At 71.0% G+C, this 17,734-nt stretch carries 10 protein-coding genes; 2 read left to right on the top strand and 8 right to left on the bottom strand.

The window, feature by feature from the left end; all coding sequences use genetic code 11:
* From ACFYUV_RS06875 to ACFYUV_RS06840, 8 genes are all read right to left on the bottom strand, one after another.
* On the bottom strand, nt 1-3,069 hold the full coding sequence (locus tag ACFYUV_RS06875; RefSeq protein WP_387665836.1) for an amino acid adenylation domain-containing protein: 3,069 nt from the start codon (nt 3,067-3,069) through the stop codon (nt 1-3).
* Nucleotides 3,070-3,131: 62 nt separating this feature from the next.
* A complete protein-coding gene (locus tag ACFYUV_RS06870) occupies nt 3,132-5,639 on the bottom strand; it encodes an AMP-binding protein (RefSeq protein WP_387665829.1) in 2,508 nt (835 codons plus the stop codon).
* 25 nt (nt 5,640-5,664) lie between these two features.
* The gene (locus ACFYUV_RS06865) at nt 5,665-6,705 is read right to left on the bottom strand and encodes a LacI family DNA-binding transcriptional regulator (protein ID WP_026214586.1); all 1,041 of its coding nucleotides are present in this window, start codon (nt 6,703-6,705) and stop codon (nt 5,665-5,667) included.
* On the bottom strand, nt 6,699-8,270 hold the full coding sequence (locus tag ACFYUV_RS06860) for an alpha-amylase family glycosyl hydrolase (RefSeq protein WP_020544419.1): 1,572 nt from the start codon (nt 8,268-8,270) through the stop codon (nt 6,699-6,701). Before ACFYUV_RS06860 ends, ACFYUV_RS06865 begins: the two co-directional genes overlap by 7 nt.
* A gap of 55 nt (nt 8,271-8,325) precedes the next feature.
* Entirely contained in the window at nt 8,326-9,192 is an 867-nt protein-coding gene (locus ACFYUV_RS06855) for a sugar ABC transporter permease (protein WP_020544420.1), read from the bottom strand.
* Nucleotides 9,189-10,169, bottom strand: coding sequence for a carbohydrate ABC transporter permease (locus tag ACFYUV_RS06850; protein WP_246649785.1), 981 nt, complete (start codon nt 10,167-10,169; stop codon nt 9,189-9,191). The genes ACFYUV_RS06855 and ACFYUV_RS06850 overlap by 4 nt, the downstream gene beginning before the upstream one ends.
* 23 nt (nt 10,170-10,192) lie before the next feature.
* Nucleotides 10,193-11,488 carry an extracellular solute-binding protein gene (locus ACFYUV_RS06845; RefSeq protein WP_026214588.1) on the bottom strand — a complete coding sequence of 432 codons (1,296 nt, stop codon included), beginning with the start codon at nt 11,486-11,488 and terminating at the stop codon, nt 10,193-10,195.
* Between the two features lie 338 nt (nt 11,489-11,826).
* Nucleotides 11,827-12,852 carry a LacI family DNA-binding transcriptional regulator gene (locus ACFYUV_RS06840; RefSeq protein ID WP_387665823.1) on the bottom strand — a complete coding sequence of 342 codons (1,026 nt, stop codon included), beginning with the start codon at nt 12,850-12,852 and terminating at the stop codon, nt 11,827-11,829.
* A 389-nt stretch (nt 12,853-13,241) separates the two neighbouring features.
* Here ACFYUV_RS06840 and ACFYUV_RS06835 point away from each other — a divergent pair, with 389 nt between their 5' ends.
* Together ACFYUV_RS06835 and ACFYUV_RS06830 are read left to right on the top strand one after the other, a co-directional pair.
* Nucleotides 13,242-16,580: an alpha-amylase family glycosyl hydrolase gene (locus tag ACFYUV_RS06835; RefSeq protein ID WP_387665821.1), complete on the top strand. Its 3,339-nt coding sequence runs from the start codon at nt 13,242-13,244 to the stop codon at nt 16,578-16,580.
* Between the two features lie 404 nt (nt 16,581-16,984).
* Nucleotides 16,985-17,704, top strand: a complete 720-nt coding sequence (locus tag ACFYUV_RS06830) for a hypothetical protein (protein WP_387665819.1) — start codon at nt 16,985-16,987, stop codon at nt 17,702-17,704.
* The last annotated feature ends 30 nt before the right edge of the window (nt 17,705-17,734 follow it).

The raw sequence follows: 17,734 nt of genomic DNA, 5'->3' as shown, positions 1-17,734 counted from the left end.
TCAGCCCTCCCCGCGCGACCGCTCGACGGCGGCGGCGATGCCCGCGATCGTGGGGTCGTCGTAGTAGAGGTGCAGCGGCAGGTCGGCGCCGAGCCGGGAGCGTACCCGCGCGGCGATCTGCGTGATCGTCAGCGAGTGGCCGCCCAGGTCGAACAGGTCGTCGTGCGGGCCGACCCGGTCCACGCCGAGCACGTCGCACCAGATCTCGTGCACCACGGCCGCGGCGCCGGTGAGCTGCGCGACGGGCGCGTCCGTCTCGGGCGGCGGCGCGTCCCTGGCCGGTGGCTCGGGGAGCGCGCCGCGGTCCACCTTGCCGTTGGGGGTGAGCGGCAGCGCGTCCAGCTCCACGAACTCGGCCGGCACCATGTACGGCGGGAGCGTCCTCGCGCAGTGCTCCCGCAGACCGGCGGGAAGGCCGGGCGTGCCGGTGGCAGGCACGGCGTAGGCGACGAGCCTGTCGCCGCGCACCGCCACCGCCACGTGCGCGATCGACGGGTGCTCGGCCAGCCTGGCCTCGATCTCTCCTGGCTCGATACGGTGGCCGCGCAGCTTGACCTGGTCGTCGAGGCGTCCGAGGAATTCCAGCATGCCGTCCTCGCGCCAACGCGCGAGGTCCCCGGTGCGGTACATGAGGCCCTTGCCGAAGGGGTCGGCGACGAACCGTTCGGCGGTCAGCTCCGGCCTGCCGCGGTAGCCGTCCGCGACGCCGTCGCCGGCGACGCACAGCTCGCCGGGCACGCCGACCGGCCGCAGCCGGAGCCGGTCGTCTAGGACGTACACCCGCGTGTTGGCCAGGGGCGTCCCGATGGGCACGCCCGCCCCCGCCTGAGTCACCTCGGCGCTGGTCGACCAGATCGTGGTCTCCGTCGGTCCGTACACGTTGATCAGCCGGCCGGTCCTGGCCAGCAGCTCGGCGGCCAGCGGGACGGTCAGCCGCTCGCCGCCCGCGAGCGCGGTCACCGCCGGGCGGTCGAACCCTCCGTCGAGCAGCATCCGCCACCCGGAGGGCGTGGCCTGGACGTGGGTGACGCCGTACGTGTCGGCCAGTGCGGCGAGCGCGCGCCCGTCCCTCGTCAGGGCGTCGGGCGCCAGGACGACGCTCCCTCCGGTGATCAGCGGCAGGTACAGCTCCAGGGCGGAGATGTCGAAGGCCAGGGACGTGGCGGCGAGCCAGACGTCGCCGCTCCTTGAGCCGAGGCGGTCGCGCATCGCCCACAGCAGGTTGGCCAGCGCCCGATGCGGGATCTCGACCCCCTTCGGGCGGCCGGTGGAGCCCGAGGTGTACATGACGTAGGCGAGGCTGTCGGGCTCCGGCCAGGGCCCCGCGTCTCCCGCGGCGGGCTCCAGGGTGTCGGAGAGGAGGACCGTCGTGGCACTGCCGCAGGGCAGCCGCTCGCGCAGAGCTTCGGAGACCACGACGACCTTGGCGCCGGAGTCGTCCAGGATGAAGGCGAGCCGGTCCGCCGGGTGCTCGGGATCGAGCGGCAGGTACGCGCCACCCGCCCTGAGCACGGCGAGCAGGACGGCCAGGGTACGCGGCGATCGTTCGGCGAGGACGGCCACGAGCGTGCCCGGTCCTACTCCGGCCTCGCGCAGCCGCACGGCCAGGCCCTCCACCTCGGCGGCCAGTTCCGCGTACGTCGTCGCGCCGGGTCCGTGGCGGACCGCCACCGCCTCGGGGGCGTGCCGCGCCTGCCGGACGACCAGCTCGGGCAGCGTGGCCGACGGATAGGCGACGGACGTGTCGATCCAGGTCCCGAGCAGCAGCTCGGTCTCGTCGGCGCCGAGCAGCTCCGCCTCCGACAGCCGCGTGTCGGGGTCAGCGGTCACCTCGGTGAGCAGGCGCAGCCAGTGGGCGGCGACCCGCTGCGCGCTCTCACGGCGCATCGTGGCGGGGTCGTACTGGAGGATGACGCCGCACTTGTCGGGCCCGTCCACGACGTGTACGCGCAGGGCGCCGCGCACGGTGTGGTTGAACAGCGCCCACGTGACGTCGGCGCGCACCCCTTCGAAGGAGGGCGCAGCCCCCCGCCTGCGGTAGCCGAGCGACACGGGGGCGAGCGCCACCCCGGGCCGCACGTCGCGCACGGCGCGTGACAGCGGCACCTCACGGACGCGGAACAGACCCGGCAGATCGGAGCGCAGCCCGTGGGCGAACCGCTGGTCCTGCAGGAACCTGCGGAAGCTCCACGAGCCGTCGAGCCGGGCGGTCACCGGTAACTCGTTGACGAAGGCGCCAATGTGTTGGCGGGTGTCAGCGGTGCGGGTGCCGAGGTCGACGGCGACGGTCGGCTCCGCGTTGCCGTACCGGTGAAGCAGGGCGTGCAGCGTGGCGAGCAGGATCTCGAACCGGCTCGCGCCGGTGTCCCGGCCCAGGCGGTCGAGCGCCGACGACAGCTCGCCGGTCAGCGTGAACTCCACGGACTCGCCGCTCGCCGCCGTCGCCGTTTCCCCGGTGAGGCCGGGCAGCACCGCCTCCGTCCGCTCCCGGTGGCGCGCCGCCCAGTAGTCGCGGGCCTGCGCCAGTGTGGCCGTGACGCGGGCGTCCTCCCTCTCCGCCAGCCCGTCGTACGGGACCTCGGGCAGGTCCGCCGCCCGGCCGGTGACCTCGGCGCGGTAGAGCTCGGCCAGGTCGTCGAGGAAGACGGAGGTGGACTCACCGTCGAAGACCAGGTGGTGGGCCACGACGAGGAACAGGGCCCGTTCCGGCCCTTCGACGAGGAGCGTCAGCCGTACCAGCGGGCCGGTGCGCAGGTCGAACGGGCGCAGGAGCTCGGCGCGAACGAGATCGTCCGGCTCGCGCCCGGCGGCCTCCACGACCGCGAGCCGGGGCGGCCGTCCCGCCTCGACGAGGTACGGTTCCCCTCTGTCCTCGGCGACGACGGCGGCCAGTAAGGGATGCCTGCGGACCAGCGCCGCGCAGGCGGCGTCGAGCGCCGCCACGTCGAGCGGCCCGGTGAAGCGGACCGAGAACGGCATGGAGTAGACGGTTCCGAGGCCGCCGAGGCGCTCGTTGAACCAGATGCCCTGCTGGGCGAGGGAGGCCCGGATGCGCGGATGATCGGTCATCGTGGGAATGGCCATCGCGGAGGTTCACTTCCGATCACGAGGTGCGGTGTTTCAGAGGGTGTTCACGAGAGGAGCAGGCCCAGGTGGTGGGTGAAGGACTCGGCCGCCCGCGCCGCCGAACGCCCTTCGCAGTGGCCGGACAGGCTCCCGTCGGGCTGCGCGGTCAAGGTGAGCCGGGGTGGTCCGTGCGGAGGCGTGGGCACGGGGAGCGGCAGCGGCTCGGTCCGCAGTCCGGGCAGGTCAGGCTCGGGCCGCAGTCCTTCGAAGGCGAACCGACCGGCGTACGCGGGCACGGGCCGGAACCTGTGAGCCTCGGCATCCTCGATTACCTGCTCAGGAAGGCCGGGGAAGTCCACGACCAAGGGACCGACCAGCCCTGCGGCGCCCGGGGCGGTACGGCCGGGCGAGCGGACGAGAACGCGCGCGGAGCCATGCTTGTCGACGAGCGCGGACGCCCACGCCACGAGCGCCAGGCTGCCCGGAGCAGTGCCCCTGGTTCGGGCGGCGCGCCGCAGCCTGCCGACCGTCCCGGCGGCGATCACCACGGGAACCCGCTCCGTCGGGCCGGGGTCGAAGGCCGGGCCCGGCCGGGTGACGGGCGTCGGAGCGCCCGACCGGGCGTGGGCGGCGGTGACGAAGCCGGCGTACGTCGTCTCCACCGGCGGCAGGCCGGCCGGCCTGCCGTGGTACGCGGCGCCGTACAGGATTCCGAGCTCCTGGACGAGCAGGTCGAGTGACCAGGCGTCGCACACCAGGGGATGCGCGGCGAGCCCGAGCAGGCGCCCGCCGTCCGGCGTCTCGGCGACCACGGCGCGCAGCAGCGGCCCGCGCCCTACGTCGAAGGCGGCTCGGAGCGCTCCGGTGAGGGCCGCCGTCCCTCCCTCCACCCGTTCCAGGTCAGGGGCGAGACCGTCGGCGATCTCGGCGACGCCCCCACCGGGGAACGTCATGCGCAAGGCGTCGTGCCGGGCGGCGAGATCGGCTAGCGCGCGGCGGAGCGCGGCCAGGTCGAGGGGATCGTGCACGCGCAGCGCCGACTCGTGCGGCGACGGGTCGCCGGCCAGGTCGGCGAGTTGCGCCGCCGTCAACGGCACCCGCGTGGAAGCGCCGGTGAACAGGGCGCGCACGGCCGGTTTGAGCACCTTGCCCGCCTCGTTGCGCGCGAAGTCGTCCACCACCGCGATCCTGGTCGGCAGCTCGTGCCTGGCCAGGCGCGTGGTGAGGAAGTCGCGCAGCTCCTCCAGCCGTACGTGCCCCCGAAGCCGTACGGCCGCCGACGGGACCTCGCCCATCACGGGATGGGGAACCCCGACGGCCGCCGCCTCCGCCACGAGCGGGTGCTCGTGCAGAGCGGCCTCGACACGCAGCGTCGAGACCTTGAGCGCGCCCGACTTGATGACGTCGCCCGCGCGGTCGGCGAGATAGAGGTATCCGGCGTCGTCCAGGTGGCCGACGTCCCCCATGCGCACCCAGCCGTCCCTGAACACGGCGGCGCTGCCGCCGGGGTCTGCGAAGTACGAGCGCGGCGGCGCCGGGCAGCGCAGCCAGACCTCGCCCACCTCGCCCGGCGGCAGGACACGCCCGCCGGAGTCGCGGATCACGAGGTCGCCCGGGTCGCTCGCCCTGCCCAGCGACCCCGGCCGCTCGGGGTCCAGGACCATCGTGGTCCCGGCCGGCATCGCCTCGGTGGAGGTGTAGGTGTTGACCAGGACGGCGCCGGGGAAGGCCGCGGCCAGGTCCTGCGCCAGAGCGGGCGGCAGGGCGGCGGCCGAGGAGCCGACGAGCACGACGCTCGACAGGTCCTGGCGTCGCCTGGCGGCCGAGCCGAGCAGCTCGATCGCCATGGACGGCACCAGGAACACGGTCCCCACCCGGTACGCCTCGACGAGCCGGCAGAACTCCGCGGCGTCGAACCGCGGCAGCGCCAGCGCCGCCGGGTACGCGGTGAGGGCGTCCATCAGCATCATCTGGGCCGCGTTCGTGCCGATGGGGAAGGCGTGCAGGAAGTGCCGGGAGTGCGCGTACGCGCGGCGGCGCGGCATCGGGTGGCGCCCGTACGTGAGGTTGGCGTGGCTGGCGGCCACGCCCTTGGGGTCTCCGGTCGTCCCCGACGTGTAGACGATCTGCGCGAGCCGGGAGGGACTGACCTCGATGCCGGGCGGCGTGTCGTCGGCGGACTCGACCTCCTCGATCGTGGCCGCCCATCGGCCCGGCCCGGCCGCACAGCCGGTGTCCTCCTGCAGCACGCCGACGGCGTCGCACCGGTCGAGGATGTCGTCCGTGACGCGTACGGGTTGCGCCGCGGCCAGGGGGACGGCGACTCCGCCCGCCTTCTGAACCCCGCAGTAGGCCACGGCGTAGTCGATCCACCGTGCTCCCCCGAAGCGCAGCCCCACCCGATCGCCGGGCCGCAGCCCCCGGTCCAGCAGGCCGTGCGCCACCGCGTTGGAGCGCGACGCCCATGCGCCGAAGGTCAGCTCGCCCCGGCCGTCCACGACGATGGCCGCTCTGTCCGGCTCGGCCTCGGCGCGGGCCTGTAACAGGCCGGGGATGGTCAGCTCGGCCTCCACACCCTCGCCTCCCTTCTTCCTTCGGTCAACGGATGATGTTGGGCCCTGAGCCGGTCGAGGAGCGGACGATGAGCTCCGGCCGGAACATCAGTTCCTGGTGCCGGTAGGGTCCACCGGCGACCAGTTCCAGGAGCGCGTCGACCGCCGCGGTCGCCATGACCTGCACCGGCTGGCGCATCGTCGTCAGGGGCGGGTCGGTGTAGGCGATGAGCGTGGAGTCGTCGTAGCCGACCACCGACACGTCGCGCGGCACGTCGAGCCCGCGCTCCTTGCAGGCCCTGATCGCACCGATCGCCATGAGGTCGCTCGCGCAGACCAGTCCTGTGCAGCCGCGGTCCAGGAGCTGGGACGCGGCCGCCTGCCCGCCTTCGACGGAGAAGAGCGAGTGGGCGATCAGCGACTCGTCGGCCCCGCCGAGTCCGAGTGTCGCCATGGCCTGCCGGTAGCCCTCGACCTTCCTGACCACGGGCACGAACCTGGCCTGGCCGACGGCCAGCCCGATCCGCACGTGCCCGAGGTCGTGCAGGTGCTGGACGGCGAGCCGGGCCGCTAATCGGTCGTCGGTGGACAGGAATGTCGCCTCGACGTCGGCGGCGTACCCGTTCAGCAGGACGATCGGCACGCTCTGCGCCACCAGCCTGGTGTAGCGGTCGGCACGCGCGGTCGTGTCCGCGTGCAGCCCCGACACGAAGATCATTCCGTTGACGCCGCATTCGAGGAGCAATTCGGTGAACTCGTCCTCGGGGGCGCCGCCGGGCAGCTGCGTGCACAGCACCGGCGTGTAACCGTGCTGGGTGAGCGCCTTCTCGATCGCCTGCCCGAAGGCCGGGAAGATCGGGTTGTCCAGCTCGGGCGTCACCAGGCCCACGAGCCCGCGGCTGCGCTGCTTGATCCGCGCCGGCCGCTCGTACCCCGCGAGGTCGAGCGCGGTCAGCACGGACCGCCGGGTCTGGTCCGACACTCCTGGCCGGCCGTTCAGCACCCGGCTGACCGTCGCCTCGCTCACCCCCGCGAGCGCGGCGATGTCGATGAGCCGGGGCGTCCCGTTCCCGGCCGCGGCTACCACGAGGGCCGCCTCCACCAGGCGGCCGAGTCGGGCGGGAGCGCGCCGTCGATCAGCGGGGCGCTGGCCAGCAGCAGCTCGCCCTCGACGCGTGGCTCCACCTCGTGGTCGTTGAGGTTGACGACGCAGGTGAATCCGTCGCCGCGGGTGAAGGCGAGCGTCCCGAACGGCGCGTCGAGCCAGGTGAGGTCGCCGTCACCGAGCTCGGCGCACTCGCGACGCAGCCGCAGCGCCGTCCGGTACAGCTCCAGGGTCGAGCCGGGGTCGTCCCGCTGGGCCTCGACGCTCAGCCCCGCCCACTCCTCCGGGATGGGCAGCCACGGGTCGTTCCAGCCGGACTCGCGCGTCCAGGGAACGGGCACGCGGCAACCGTCCCGGCCGCTGTCGGGGTCGCGCAGCCGCTGGGGGTCGCGCAGGCACTCCTCCGGCAGGTCGAGCACCTCGGGCAGGCCCAGCTCCTCCCCCTGGTAGACGTAGACGGAGCCAGGGAGCGCCAGCGCGAGCAGGGCCGCGGCGCGGGCCCGGCGCAGCCCCCGCTCGCCGCCGCCGTAGCGGGTGACGTGCCGCTTGACGTCGTGGTTGGACAGCACCCAGGTCGAGGGCGCGCCGACGAGCGCGGCGGTGTGCAGCGATTCGTCGATGACCGCGCGCAGCTGCGCGGCGTCCCAGGGGGTCTTCAGGAAGTGGAAGTTGAACGCCTGGTGCAGCTCGTCCGGGCGGACGTAGTCGGCCAGCCGCTCGGCGGTGGGGGCCCACGCCTCGGCCACGCCGATCCGCTCTCCCGGGTAGGAGTCGAGGACGCGCCGCCAGGCGCGGTGGATGTCGTGCACGCCGTCCTGGTCGAAGAACGGCACGACGGCGGTGCCGATCATCTCGACCTGGCCGGTACGGCCGACGTCCGGCAGCCCCGGCGCCTTGACCATGCCGTGGGCGACGTCGACGCGGAAGCCGTCGACCCCCAGGTCGAGCCAGAAGCGGAGCACGCCCTCGAACTCGGCGTGCACCTCCGGGTGCTCCCAGTTCAGGTCCGGCTGCTCGGGGGCGAACAGGTGAAGGTACCACTGGCCGTCCTCCACCCGGGTCCAGGCGGGACCGCCGAAGACGGACTCCCAGTCGTTGGGCGGCAGCTCGCCGTTCGCCCCCCGGCCGTCCCTGAAGATGTAGCGGTCGCGGTCGGGGCCGCCCCCGAGGGCCCGGGCGAACCAGGGATGCCGGTCGGAGGTGTGGTTCGGCACCACGTCGACGATGACGCGCAGGCCGTGCGCGTGCGCGTCGGCGATCAGCTCGCGGGCGTCGGCGAGCGTGCCGAACAGCGGGTCGACGTCCCGGTAGTCGGCGACGTCGTAGCCGAAGTCGGCCATGGGCGAGGGGTAGAACGGGGTCAGCCAGAGGGCGTCCACGCCCAGGTCCGCCAGGTAGGGCAGCCGGCTGCGCACGCCCGGCAGGTCGCCGACGCCGTCACCGTCGCTGTCGGCGAAGCTGCGTACGTACACCTGGTAGATCACCGCGTCCCGCCACCAGCGGGTGGCGGCGGCCGCCCGCGCGGCGTCCTCGGCCAGTTCGGTCATGTGTCTCCCCGATCGGTCGGATGCGGATGGCTGGAGGGAAGGGTCGCGGCCCGCCTCATGACTTGGTGGCGCCGCTGGTCAGGCCGGCCACCAGATGGCGCTGGACGACCAGGAAGACCGCCGCGGCGGGGACCGCGATGAGCACGGCGGAGGCGGTCAGCAGTCCCCAGTCGGACCAGTGCTGGCCGACGAACTGCTGCAGGCCGACGCCGAGGGTGCGCTTGTCCTCCTGCGACATGAAGACCGTCGCGTACGCCACCTCGCCCCACGCGGTCATGAAGCAGTAGAACGCGGTGACGGCCAGGCTCGGCCGGGCCAGCGGCAGGATCACCCGCCAGAACGTGCCGAACGGCGTCAGGCCATCGATCAGCCCGGCCTGGTCGATCTCCCGCGGGATGGAGTCGAAGTAGCTCTTCATCATCCAGGCGCAGAACGGCACCGCGATCGTCATGTACGCGACGATCAGCCCCGGAATCTGGTTGAGCAGCCCGAGCGCCGCCATCAGGTTGTACAGCGGGACGATGAGGATGGCGACGGGGAACATCTGGGTGATCAGCAGCAGCCACATGATCCCGCGCCGCCCCGGGAAGGAGAACCGGCTGAGCGCGTACCCGGTGGTCGAGGCGAGGAAGACGCCGAGCACGGTGGTCAGGCCCGCGGCCACCACCGAGTTGAGCAGCCAGACGGGGAACTCGGTCTCGCTGAACACCCGGGAGTAGTTCGTCAGCGACGGCTGGTTGAACAGCTCCAGCTCGGCCGACAGCCACCCGTCGCGCGGCTTCAGCGACGTCAGCACCAGCCAGACGACCGGGAACAGCGAGATGACGCTGGCCGCGATCAGGGTGGCGTGCAACAGCACGGACGCGAGAGGGCCGCGCCTGTCGCCTTGGCCGGCGACCGGGCGGGTGTTCACGGTGCTCACCAGACCTCCCCTTGCTTGCGCAGCGCGCGCCGGTAGACGCTGGCCAGCACGATGAGCAGAGCCAGGATGATCACGCCCCACGCGGCCGAGCCGGAGTAGTTGCGGACCCCCGTGAACGCCTCCCTGAAGGCGTAGGTGACGAGGATCTCCGTGTCACTGCCAGGGCCTCCTCTCGTGATGAGGAAGATCACGGGGAACATGTTGAACGTCCAGATCGTGCCGAGCAGGACGACCGTCGCCGACACCGGCCGCAGCATCGGCAGCGTGATGTGCCGGAAGCGCTGCCAGGGGGTCGCGCCGTCGACCGCCGCGGCTTCGTAGAGATCGGCCGGGATCGCCTGCAGGCCGCCCAGCAGGGCCACCATCATGAACGGCACGCCGACCCACACGTTGACCGCGATGACGGCCAGCTTGGCGGTGGTCGGGTCGTCCAGCCAGCCGACCGCGCCGAGGCCGGCGGCCTTCAGCATCGCGTTGATGACGCCGAAGTCGCTGTTGAACAGGTAGCGCCAGATGAAGGCGGCCACGAAGCCGGGGATCGCCCACGGCAGGATCAGCAACATGCGGTAGACCGAGCGGAAGCGCATCCGGCGGTGCAGCAGCATGGCCAGGCCGAGGCCCAGGCCGTAGTGCAGGCCGACGCAGGACACCGTCCAGATCACCGTCCAGGTGAGCTTGTCCCAGAACAGGCTGCTGGTCAGGATGTCGAGGTAGTTGTCCAGTCCGACGAACTCGTAGCTGGCCGGGATGACGTTGACGCCGATCGTCCGGCCGACGTTGGCCTCGGTGGCGTCGGTCAGGGACAGGTAGACGCCGCGCAGGAGTGGCCAGCCGATCAGTACGCCGATGACGACCAGCACCGGCGCGACCATGGCCCAGGCGTACCAGTGCCGCCCCAGGGCCCGCCGCAGCGGGCCCGGGGCGCGGCCGCCCCGGCGCCGGCCGTGATGGGCGCCGGCGCTGGGCGTGCTTCTCACACGTCCGGTCGAGACCGCCACGCTCAGCTCCAGGCCTTCATGACCTGCTGGAACTGCTGCTCGGTCTTGCTCAGCGTCTCCTCTGGCTTGGCTCCGCCGACGAGCCCCTGGAAGGCTTCGAGCAGAGGCTGGAAGAGCTGGCCGCCCTCGGGGATCCAGGGGCGCGGCACCGCCGTGTCCAGGATCGGCTTGAAGACCGCGACGTCCCGGTTGGCCTTGACCCTCGGGTCGTCGAAGCTCGACGAACGGGTCGGCAGCAGGCCCAGCTCACTGGAGACGGTGGCCAGCGAGGTGGAGGAGCTCATGAAGCGCAGGAACTCGTACGACGCCTCGATGTTCTTCGAACCGGCGTAGACGGCCAGGTTCCAGCCGCCGGTGGGGGCGCCGGCCTTGGCGGAGCCGGCGGGCACGGGGGCGATGCCGAGGTTCTCCTTGTCCTTGAACTCCTTGCCCTGGTAGACCTCCGACAGCGACCACGGGCCGTTGTAGATCATCGCGGTCTTGCCGTCCTTGAGCGCGGTCATCGCGTTGGCGTAGCTGTCCTGCAGCGCCGGCTTGGCCGCCGCGCCCGACGTGATGAGGTCCTGCAGCTCGGTCATCGCCTTGACGTTCTGCGGCGAGTTGACCACGACCTTCTTGTTCTGGACGTCCAGGAGGTCGCCGCCCTCGCCGTAGATGAACGGCAGGAGGAAGTAGCCGTCCACGTTCAGCGCCAGGCCGTTGGCGCCGGCCTTGGCCTTGACGTCCAAGGCGGTCTGCTTGAGCTCCGCCATCGTCTTGGGGGCCTCGTCGTGGCCGGCCTCCTTCAGCAGCCGCTTGTTGTACAGCAGCGCGAGCGTGTCGGTGACCTGCGGCACCGCCCACGTCTTGCCGTTGTACTTGGTGCTGCTCAGCGGGCCCGGCAGGTAGTCGGCCTCGTTGTCGACCGCCCGGGTGCCGTCCAGCGGTTGCAGGTAGCCCAGCTCGGCGAACTGCGACGTCCAGGCAACCTCGGAGCGGATCACGTCAGGAGCGCCCGTACCGGCCTGGGCCGCAGTCTGGAACTGGTTCTGCGCCTGGTCGGAGGGGACGTTGACGTACTTGACCTTGATCTTCGGGTACTTGGCCTCGAACTCCTTGATCAGCTTCTGGAAGGTCGGGCCCTCACTGTCGGGACGGACGGTGTCCCACCAGGTGATCTCACCGCTGATCTGGGTCGGGTCCGCGGGGGCCGCGCTGGACGGCGCCGCCGAGGACGTGGTGCCGCCGCCACCGCCGCACGCACTGACCGCGAGCGCGAGTGCCGCGACCATCGTCACGGCTGAAAGGGCTTGCCGCATCTCTGTCTCCTCGTTTCAGGCCGGGGTTGAGGACACGCCCCGCGGTACCTCGCCGCCGGGGTCCTGGGAAGTGAGGAGGACGTTACGCGGCTGCAAGAAAAATTGAAAGACCTTTCATACGGAGACGCTCTTTTCGTTATCTTTGCAGCAAGGCGTCAAATCATCACTCTGCGTAGTCGGGTGAGGCAGCTTTTCGGACATAGGACGCGCATCGGGAACATTCCGCTTGCGCCCGCCCAACCCAGTGGAGGAGCGCCCTTACGGAACGGTTGTTCGCGCTGGCTTCCGCCGCAAGAGGGCATGGCGAAAGCCGGGACCTCGCGGGGACCCGGCAGGGGTCAGCTGGTGGGAACGGCGGCGCGGACCGGAGCCGTCGAGCGGCGAACCACCAGCTCAGGGCGGTGCAACAGCTCCGCGCGAGGCGCGGGCATGCCCCGGATCTCGTCCAGCAGGCTCGCGACGGCCGCCAGGGCCATGTCGCGGACCGGTTGCCTGATGGTGGTCAGCGGCGGGTCAAGGTAGGCCGTCATCGGCGTGTCGTCGAAGCCGACGACCGAGACGTCCTCCGGCACGCGAAGCCCGAGGTTGCGGGCGCCCCTGATCGCGCCGATGGCCATGATGTCGCTGCCGCAGCAGATGGCCGTGCAGCCGCGCTCCAGCAGCTGCTGCGCCGCGGACTGGCCGCCCTCGACGGTGTAGAGGGTGTTGACGACCAGCTGGGAGACGTCGGTGACGCCGGCGTAGGCGGCCATACCGCGCTCGAATCCCTGCGTCTTGCGGATGGTCGGAACGAAACGCTCCTGCCCGACCGCGAGCCCGATCCGCCGGTGGCCCAGGGACACCAGGTGGTTGACCCCCATGTCGAGCGCGGCGACGTCGTCGTTGGAGATGAAGTGCGCGGGGATGTCGGGACGGAAGCCGTTGATGAGCACCATCGGCAGGCCCAGCTCGGCCAGCCGCACGTAGCGGGTGCGGTCGGAGCGCGAGTCGGCGTGCAGCCCGTTGACGAAGATGATTCCGGCGACGCCGCGCTCCAGCAGCAGGGTGGTGTAGTCGTCTTCGGTGACGCCGCCAGGAGTCTGCGTGCACAGCACGGCCGTGTAGCCCGACAACACCAGAGCACTCTCGATGACCTGCGCGAACGCCGGGAAGATGGGGTTGTTGAGCTCGGGCAGGATCAGGCCGATCAGCCCGGTCTGGTTCTGCCGCAGCTTCAACGGACGTTCGTAGCCCAGCACGTCAAGGGCGGTGAGGACGGCCTGCCTCGTGTCGGCCGCCACCCCCGGCCTGCCGTTGAGCACCCTGCTCACAGTCGCCTCACTCACGCCCGCTTGGGCGGCGATGTCGGCGAGGCGCATGGTCATGCCGGTGATTTTACCGTCTTCCCTTCCCACCATGACCCGCGCCTTTGCCCGCTTTACAAGCGGAAGCAGCACTCGGTGGCCTGCCGCGAGGAGCCGAACGCCTGACACGACGCCCTCCAGGGCATCCGTCAGCCAGTTCCGTCCTGCAACAGTCTTGCAAACTCTTGCAGAAGCTTCATCTCCTAGGTAGTTTCCGGGAACTAGTTGCGCACCCTGATCGCCCTCTGGAGGCCGCCGTGCCCCTGAACACCCCTTCTCACCGGTTACGCAAGCTCGGGCTGGCATCCGCCTTCCTCGCGCTCCCCTTGCTCCTCCCCCTCACGCCACCCGTTCCCGCCCAGGCAGCCGCTCGCCACCAGGCCGACACGGCGCCGTCCGCCCTTCAAGGGATGGGCGACCGCGAGCCGAGCGACCGGCAGCTGGCCGGACAACGCCGCGACCTCCCGCTGAGCCGCGAGCGGTTCTACTTCGCCATGACGGATCGCTTCGCCAACGGCGCTCCTGGCAACGACCGTGGCGGGCTGTCCGGCGACCGACTCGCCACCGGTTTCGACCCCACCGACACCGGTTTCTACCAGGGTGGAGATCTCGCGGGGCTGATGGCCAGGCTCGACTACATCAAGGGCCTCGGTACCACAGCTCTGTGGATCACACCGGCGTTCCGCAACCGTCCCGTGCAGGGGACGACGGCCGGCTACCACGGCTACTGGATCACCGACTTCACCTCCATCGACCCCCATCTCGGCACCAACGCCGACATGAAGAAGCTGGTCAAAGAGGCCCACCGGCGCGGGATGAAGGTCTTCTTCGACATCATCACCAACCACACCGCCGACGGCATCGACTACAAGGAGAAGCAGTACGGCTACCGGTCCAAGGCCGCCTATCCGTACGTCGACACGAAGGGCGAACCCTTCGACGACCGCGATCACGCCGACGGCTCGAAGCCGTTCCCGAAGGTGGACGAAGGGGCGTTCCCGTACACGCCCGTGCCCGTGGACGGCGTCGTCAAGAAGCCCGCGTGGCTGAACGACGTCACCATGTACCACAACAGGGGCGACTCCACCTTCGCCGGGGAGAGCTCGCAGCACGGTGACTTCTCCCAGCTCGACGACCTGTGGACCGAGCGGCCCGAGGTCGTCCAGGGGATGATCGACATCTATCGCACGTGGGTGCGGGAGACCGACATCGACGGCTTCCGCATCGACACCGCCAAGCACGTCAACATGGAGTTCTGGGAGCGCTTCTCCCCCGCGCTGCACGGCTACGCCGCCAAGCTCGGCAACGAGCGGTTCTTCATGTTCGGCGAGGTGTACTCCAGCGACCCGTCCGAGACCAGCCGCTACTCCACCCGCGGCGGCATGGACGCCACCTTGGACTTCCCGTTCCAGGAGGCCGCGCGGTCCTACGGCGGTGGCACCGCCGACGCGAGCCGCCTGTCACGCCTGTACGCCGCCGACGACTCCTACACGGACGCCGACTCCGACGCCTCCAGCCTGCCCACGTTCCTCGGCAACCACGACATGGGCCGCATCGGCCGCTTCCTGGCGCAGGACAATCCGAGCGCGAGCGACGAGGAGCTGCTGCGCCGGGACCTGCTCACGCACGAGCTGATGTACCTGACGCGCGGTCAGCCGGTCGTCTACTACGGTGACGAGCAGGGCTTCACCGGCAAGGGCGGCGACAGGGACGCGCGGCAGCCGATGTTCGCCTCGAAGGCGGCGTCCTACCTGTCGGACGATTTGATCGGCACCACGTCCACGCACGCGACGGACAACTACGACACCGGGCACCCGCTCTACAAGGGGATCGCCGCCCTGGCCCGGCTCCGCGACAGCCACCCGACCCTGGCCGACGGCGCGCAGATCGAGCGCCTGGCGCAGGGCGGCGTGTACGCCTTCTCCCGCATCGACGCCGGGCGGCGCGTCGAGTACGTCGTCGCGGTGAACAACGCCGAGCAGCCGGCCAAGGCCGCCATCCCCACCTACACGGCGGGCATGAGCTTCACCAGGCTGTACGGCACCGGTCCCGACGTTCTGCGCACCGACGCCGGGCGCGTCCTCACCACCACCGTGCCGCCGCTGTCGGCCGTCGTCTACAAGGCGGCGCGTCCGCTCGACGCCCCCGCCGCGCGCCCGTCCATCGCCCTCGAACTGCCGGGCGCCGAGATCCGCGGCGCTGACGGCGACGGCCGCGTCGAGATCAAGGCGACCGTTCCCGGCACCGGCTTCGACCGCGTCACCTTCGCCGCGAAGGCCGGCTCGGGACCGTGGCGGGTGCTCGGCACCGACACGGCGCCCAACGGGCGCACCTTCCGCGTCTTCCACGATCTGACAGGGCTGCGGGCGGGGACCCCCGTCATCTACAAGGCGGTCGTCGAGGACTCCGCGGGACGGCTGGCCTCGGCCAGGGCCTCCGCCGTGGTCGGCCCCGAGCCGCAGGCGCCGGAGCCCGGGGCGGCGCGACGCGACTGGCTGGTGGTGCACTACGCGCGGCCGGGAGGCGACTACGACGGCTGGGACCTGGAGGTCTCAGGCGACGTCGCGCAGCCGGGCGCCGCGCCGCTCACCGGCCAGGATGCGTTCGGCCGCTTCGCCTGGATCAAGCTCCGAGAGAACGCCGCGAACGTCACCCTGACCGTGCGCGGCGCGAACGGCGCCGACGGCGTCCCACGAACCGTCAATCCGACGCGGAACGGTGAGATCTGGCTCGTCCAGGGCAAACAGGACGTGCACGTCTCCCGGGCCGCCGCCCAGGGGTTCGTGACCATCCGTTACAACCGGCCGGACGCGGCCTACACCGGCTGGGGCCTGCATCTGTGGGGCGAGGGCCTGGCCGACGGCGCGGCCACGCAGTGGAGCGAGCCGCGCGTGCCCGACGGAACCGACGCGTTCGGGCTGTACTGGCGGGTCCCGGTGCGTGACGCGGATGTGCCGGTGAACTTCGTGATCCACCGCGGCGACGCCAAGGACCCCGGGGGCGACCAGTCGGTGACGCCCGGCCGTCAGGCGGAGGCGTACGTGAACTCGGGTTCCGAGCGGGTGCATCCTTCGGAGGCCGCGGCGCGTAACACCATGGTCCTGCACTACCGGCGACCCGGCGGCGACTACGACGGCTGGGGGCTGCACCTGTGGGGTGACGTCCGTCAGCCCACAGAGTGGTCGGCACCGCTGCGACCGGCCCGGTACGACGCGTTCGGCGCGGTCTTCGAGGTGCCGCTCACCGAAGGCGGCAAGAACGTGAGCTACATCCTGCACAAGGGCGACGAGAAAGACCTTCCCGACAACCAGTCGCTGGATGTGGCGGCCACCGGTCACGAAGTGTGGCGCCTGGCCGCTTCGCCGGGGGACGTCCTGCCCCAGCCGCCGGCCCGCGTCGCCGACGTGGACCTCGACAAGGCGGAGGCACACTGGATCGACCGCTCCACCATCGCGTGGAACGTCCGGCCCGGATCCGCGCGCCAGTACACCCTGGCGTTCGCCGCGGACGGCATCGGCCACGACAAGGGCGAGCTGACCGGCGACTACCGCATCATCCGCCTGGTGCCGGGCACGCTCACCGACGAGCAGCGGGCCGCCTGGCCCGAGCTGGCCTCCTACGCCGCTCTCCGCGTGGATCCGCGTGACGAGGACCTGATCGACCAGGCGCGCCGCGGCCAGGTCGTGGCCGTGGAGCGCGACGCGCAGGGGGCGCTGCTGACCGCCCGAGGCGTCAGCCTCGCCGGCTAGCCCGGACCCATCGCCACGGGCTGGGCGTCGACCGCCCAGCCCGTGGACGTGACCTCGTTCCATGGAACGGGGCTTCGGCAGGCAAGAAATGCGACAACATCCTGCGATTCACTCTGCGCCTTTTCGGAATCGCAGGCGCCACCCTTACTTCTGTCCCCGCTGTTGGCGACCTCTTCCCTTCGCCACCTTTCGCCGACCAAAGTTCAATCGTCCTTCCGCCCATTGCAAGATGCGGCACCAAGGGAAACTCATTTCAGCTCGTCAGCGTGATCTCCCTTTCCGACCTGCGGGAATTATTGCAAGAGTGTTGACAGTAAGGCGAAGTTGGCCACAGTCTTTCGCCCGTAGAACTCCCTTGCGCGCAGCACGTGCGCCTTTCCTTTATCTTCCCCGGAGGCCGGTCGATGACGGCGGACAGTGACGCCCCGCATTTAGTGAGTGAGAAGAATCCCTTGCCCGGCGACATCGTTCTCAGGTCACCGCGCGCCTGGGCTCCTCACCTTTGGTGGATCGCCCTGCTCGGAGGCGGGGGCGGAGCCGCGTTCGTCTGGCTGGCCACGCCGCACGGCCGGGAGATCCAGGCGGCGTGGCAACTCGGCCTCAAGCTGCTGGCGTTCGCCTGTCTGTGCTGCGGGATCGCGTTCTTCCCATGGGCATCGCGGCGCCTGTACTGGCTGCTGTACGTCCCGCTCGTCTTCTTCACCGGCTACGTGCTCCCCAGAATCAGCTACTTCTACTACGGCGACACCGCCCGCGTGCAGGGTGACGGCTTCTACACGCACCTCTACCTGCTGCTTTATCCCGGGATCGTGCTGAGCGTGGCCGCGGCCTACCGGCTGGGGGGCGGAAGCCCCGGAAACTGCCTCAAGATCGCGGTGAACGGCGTCCTCATCGTGTTCTCCGGCTTCCTCGACATCATGTGGCAGCTGGTGAACCCCATCCCGATCCCCGAACGTATCGACGCCCCCCACATCGCGGTGTTCACCGGCGGCCCCATCTCTTTCGGCGCGACGATCCTGTTCGCGCTGGCGCACGTCCCGATCGTCGTCGGGGTCGCGCTGCTCCCGCTGGATCGGTGGATCGATCGCCTGCTGGGAATCGCGTCCTCCGCCCGGGTGCGATGACCGGCCTCGTCGTCGGAACCAGCCCACCCG

It is taken from the genome of Nonomuraea sp. NPDC003560 (genome assembly GCF_042878785.1).
GTDB lineage: Bacteria > Actinomycetota > Actinomycetes > Streptosporangiales > Streptosporangiaceae > Nonomuraea.
The sequence above is the reverse complement of the archived record's forward strand: the minus strand, read 5'-3'. Positions and strand labels throughout refer to the sequence as shown.

Coding starts and splice junctions, on each gene's coding strand:
- ACFYUV_RS06840 (WP_387665823.1), bottom strand. CDS start 12,852: ATGACCATGCGCCTCGCCGACATCGCCGCCCAAGCGGGCGTGAGTGAG.
- ACFYUV_RS06845 (WP_026214588.1), bottom strand. CDS start 11,488: ATGCGGCAAGCCCTTTCAGCCGTGACGATGGTCGCGGCACTCGCGCTC.
- ACFYUV_RS06875 (WP_387665836.1), bottom strand. CDS start 3,069: ATGACCGATCATCCGCGCATCCGGGCCTCCCTCGCCCAGCAGGGCATC.
- ACFYUV_RS06860 (WP_020544419.1), bottom strand. CDS start 8,270: ATGACCGAACTGGCCGAGGACGCCGCGCGGGCGGCCGCCGCCACCCGC.
- ACFYUV_RS06830 (WP_387665819.1), top strand. CDS start 16,985: ATGACGGCGGACAGTGACGCCCCGCATTTAGTGAGTGAGAAGAATCCC.
- ACFYUV_RS06835 (WP_387665821.1), top strand. CDS start 13,242: ATGGGCGACCGCGAGCCGAGCGACCGGCAGCTGGCCGGACAACGCCGC.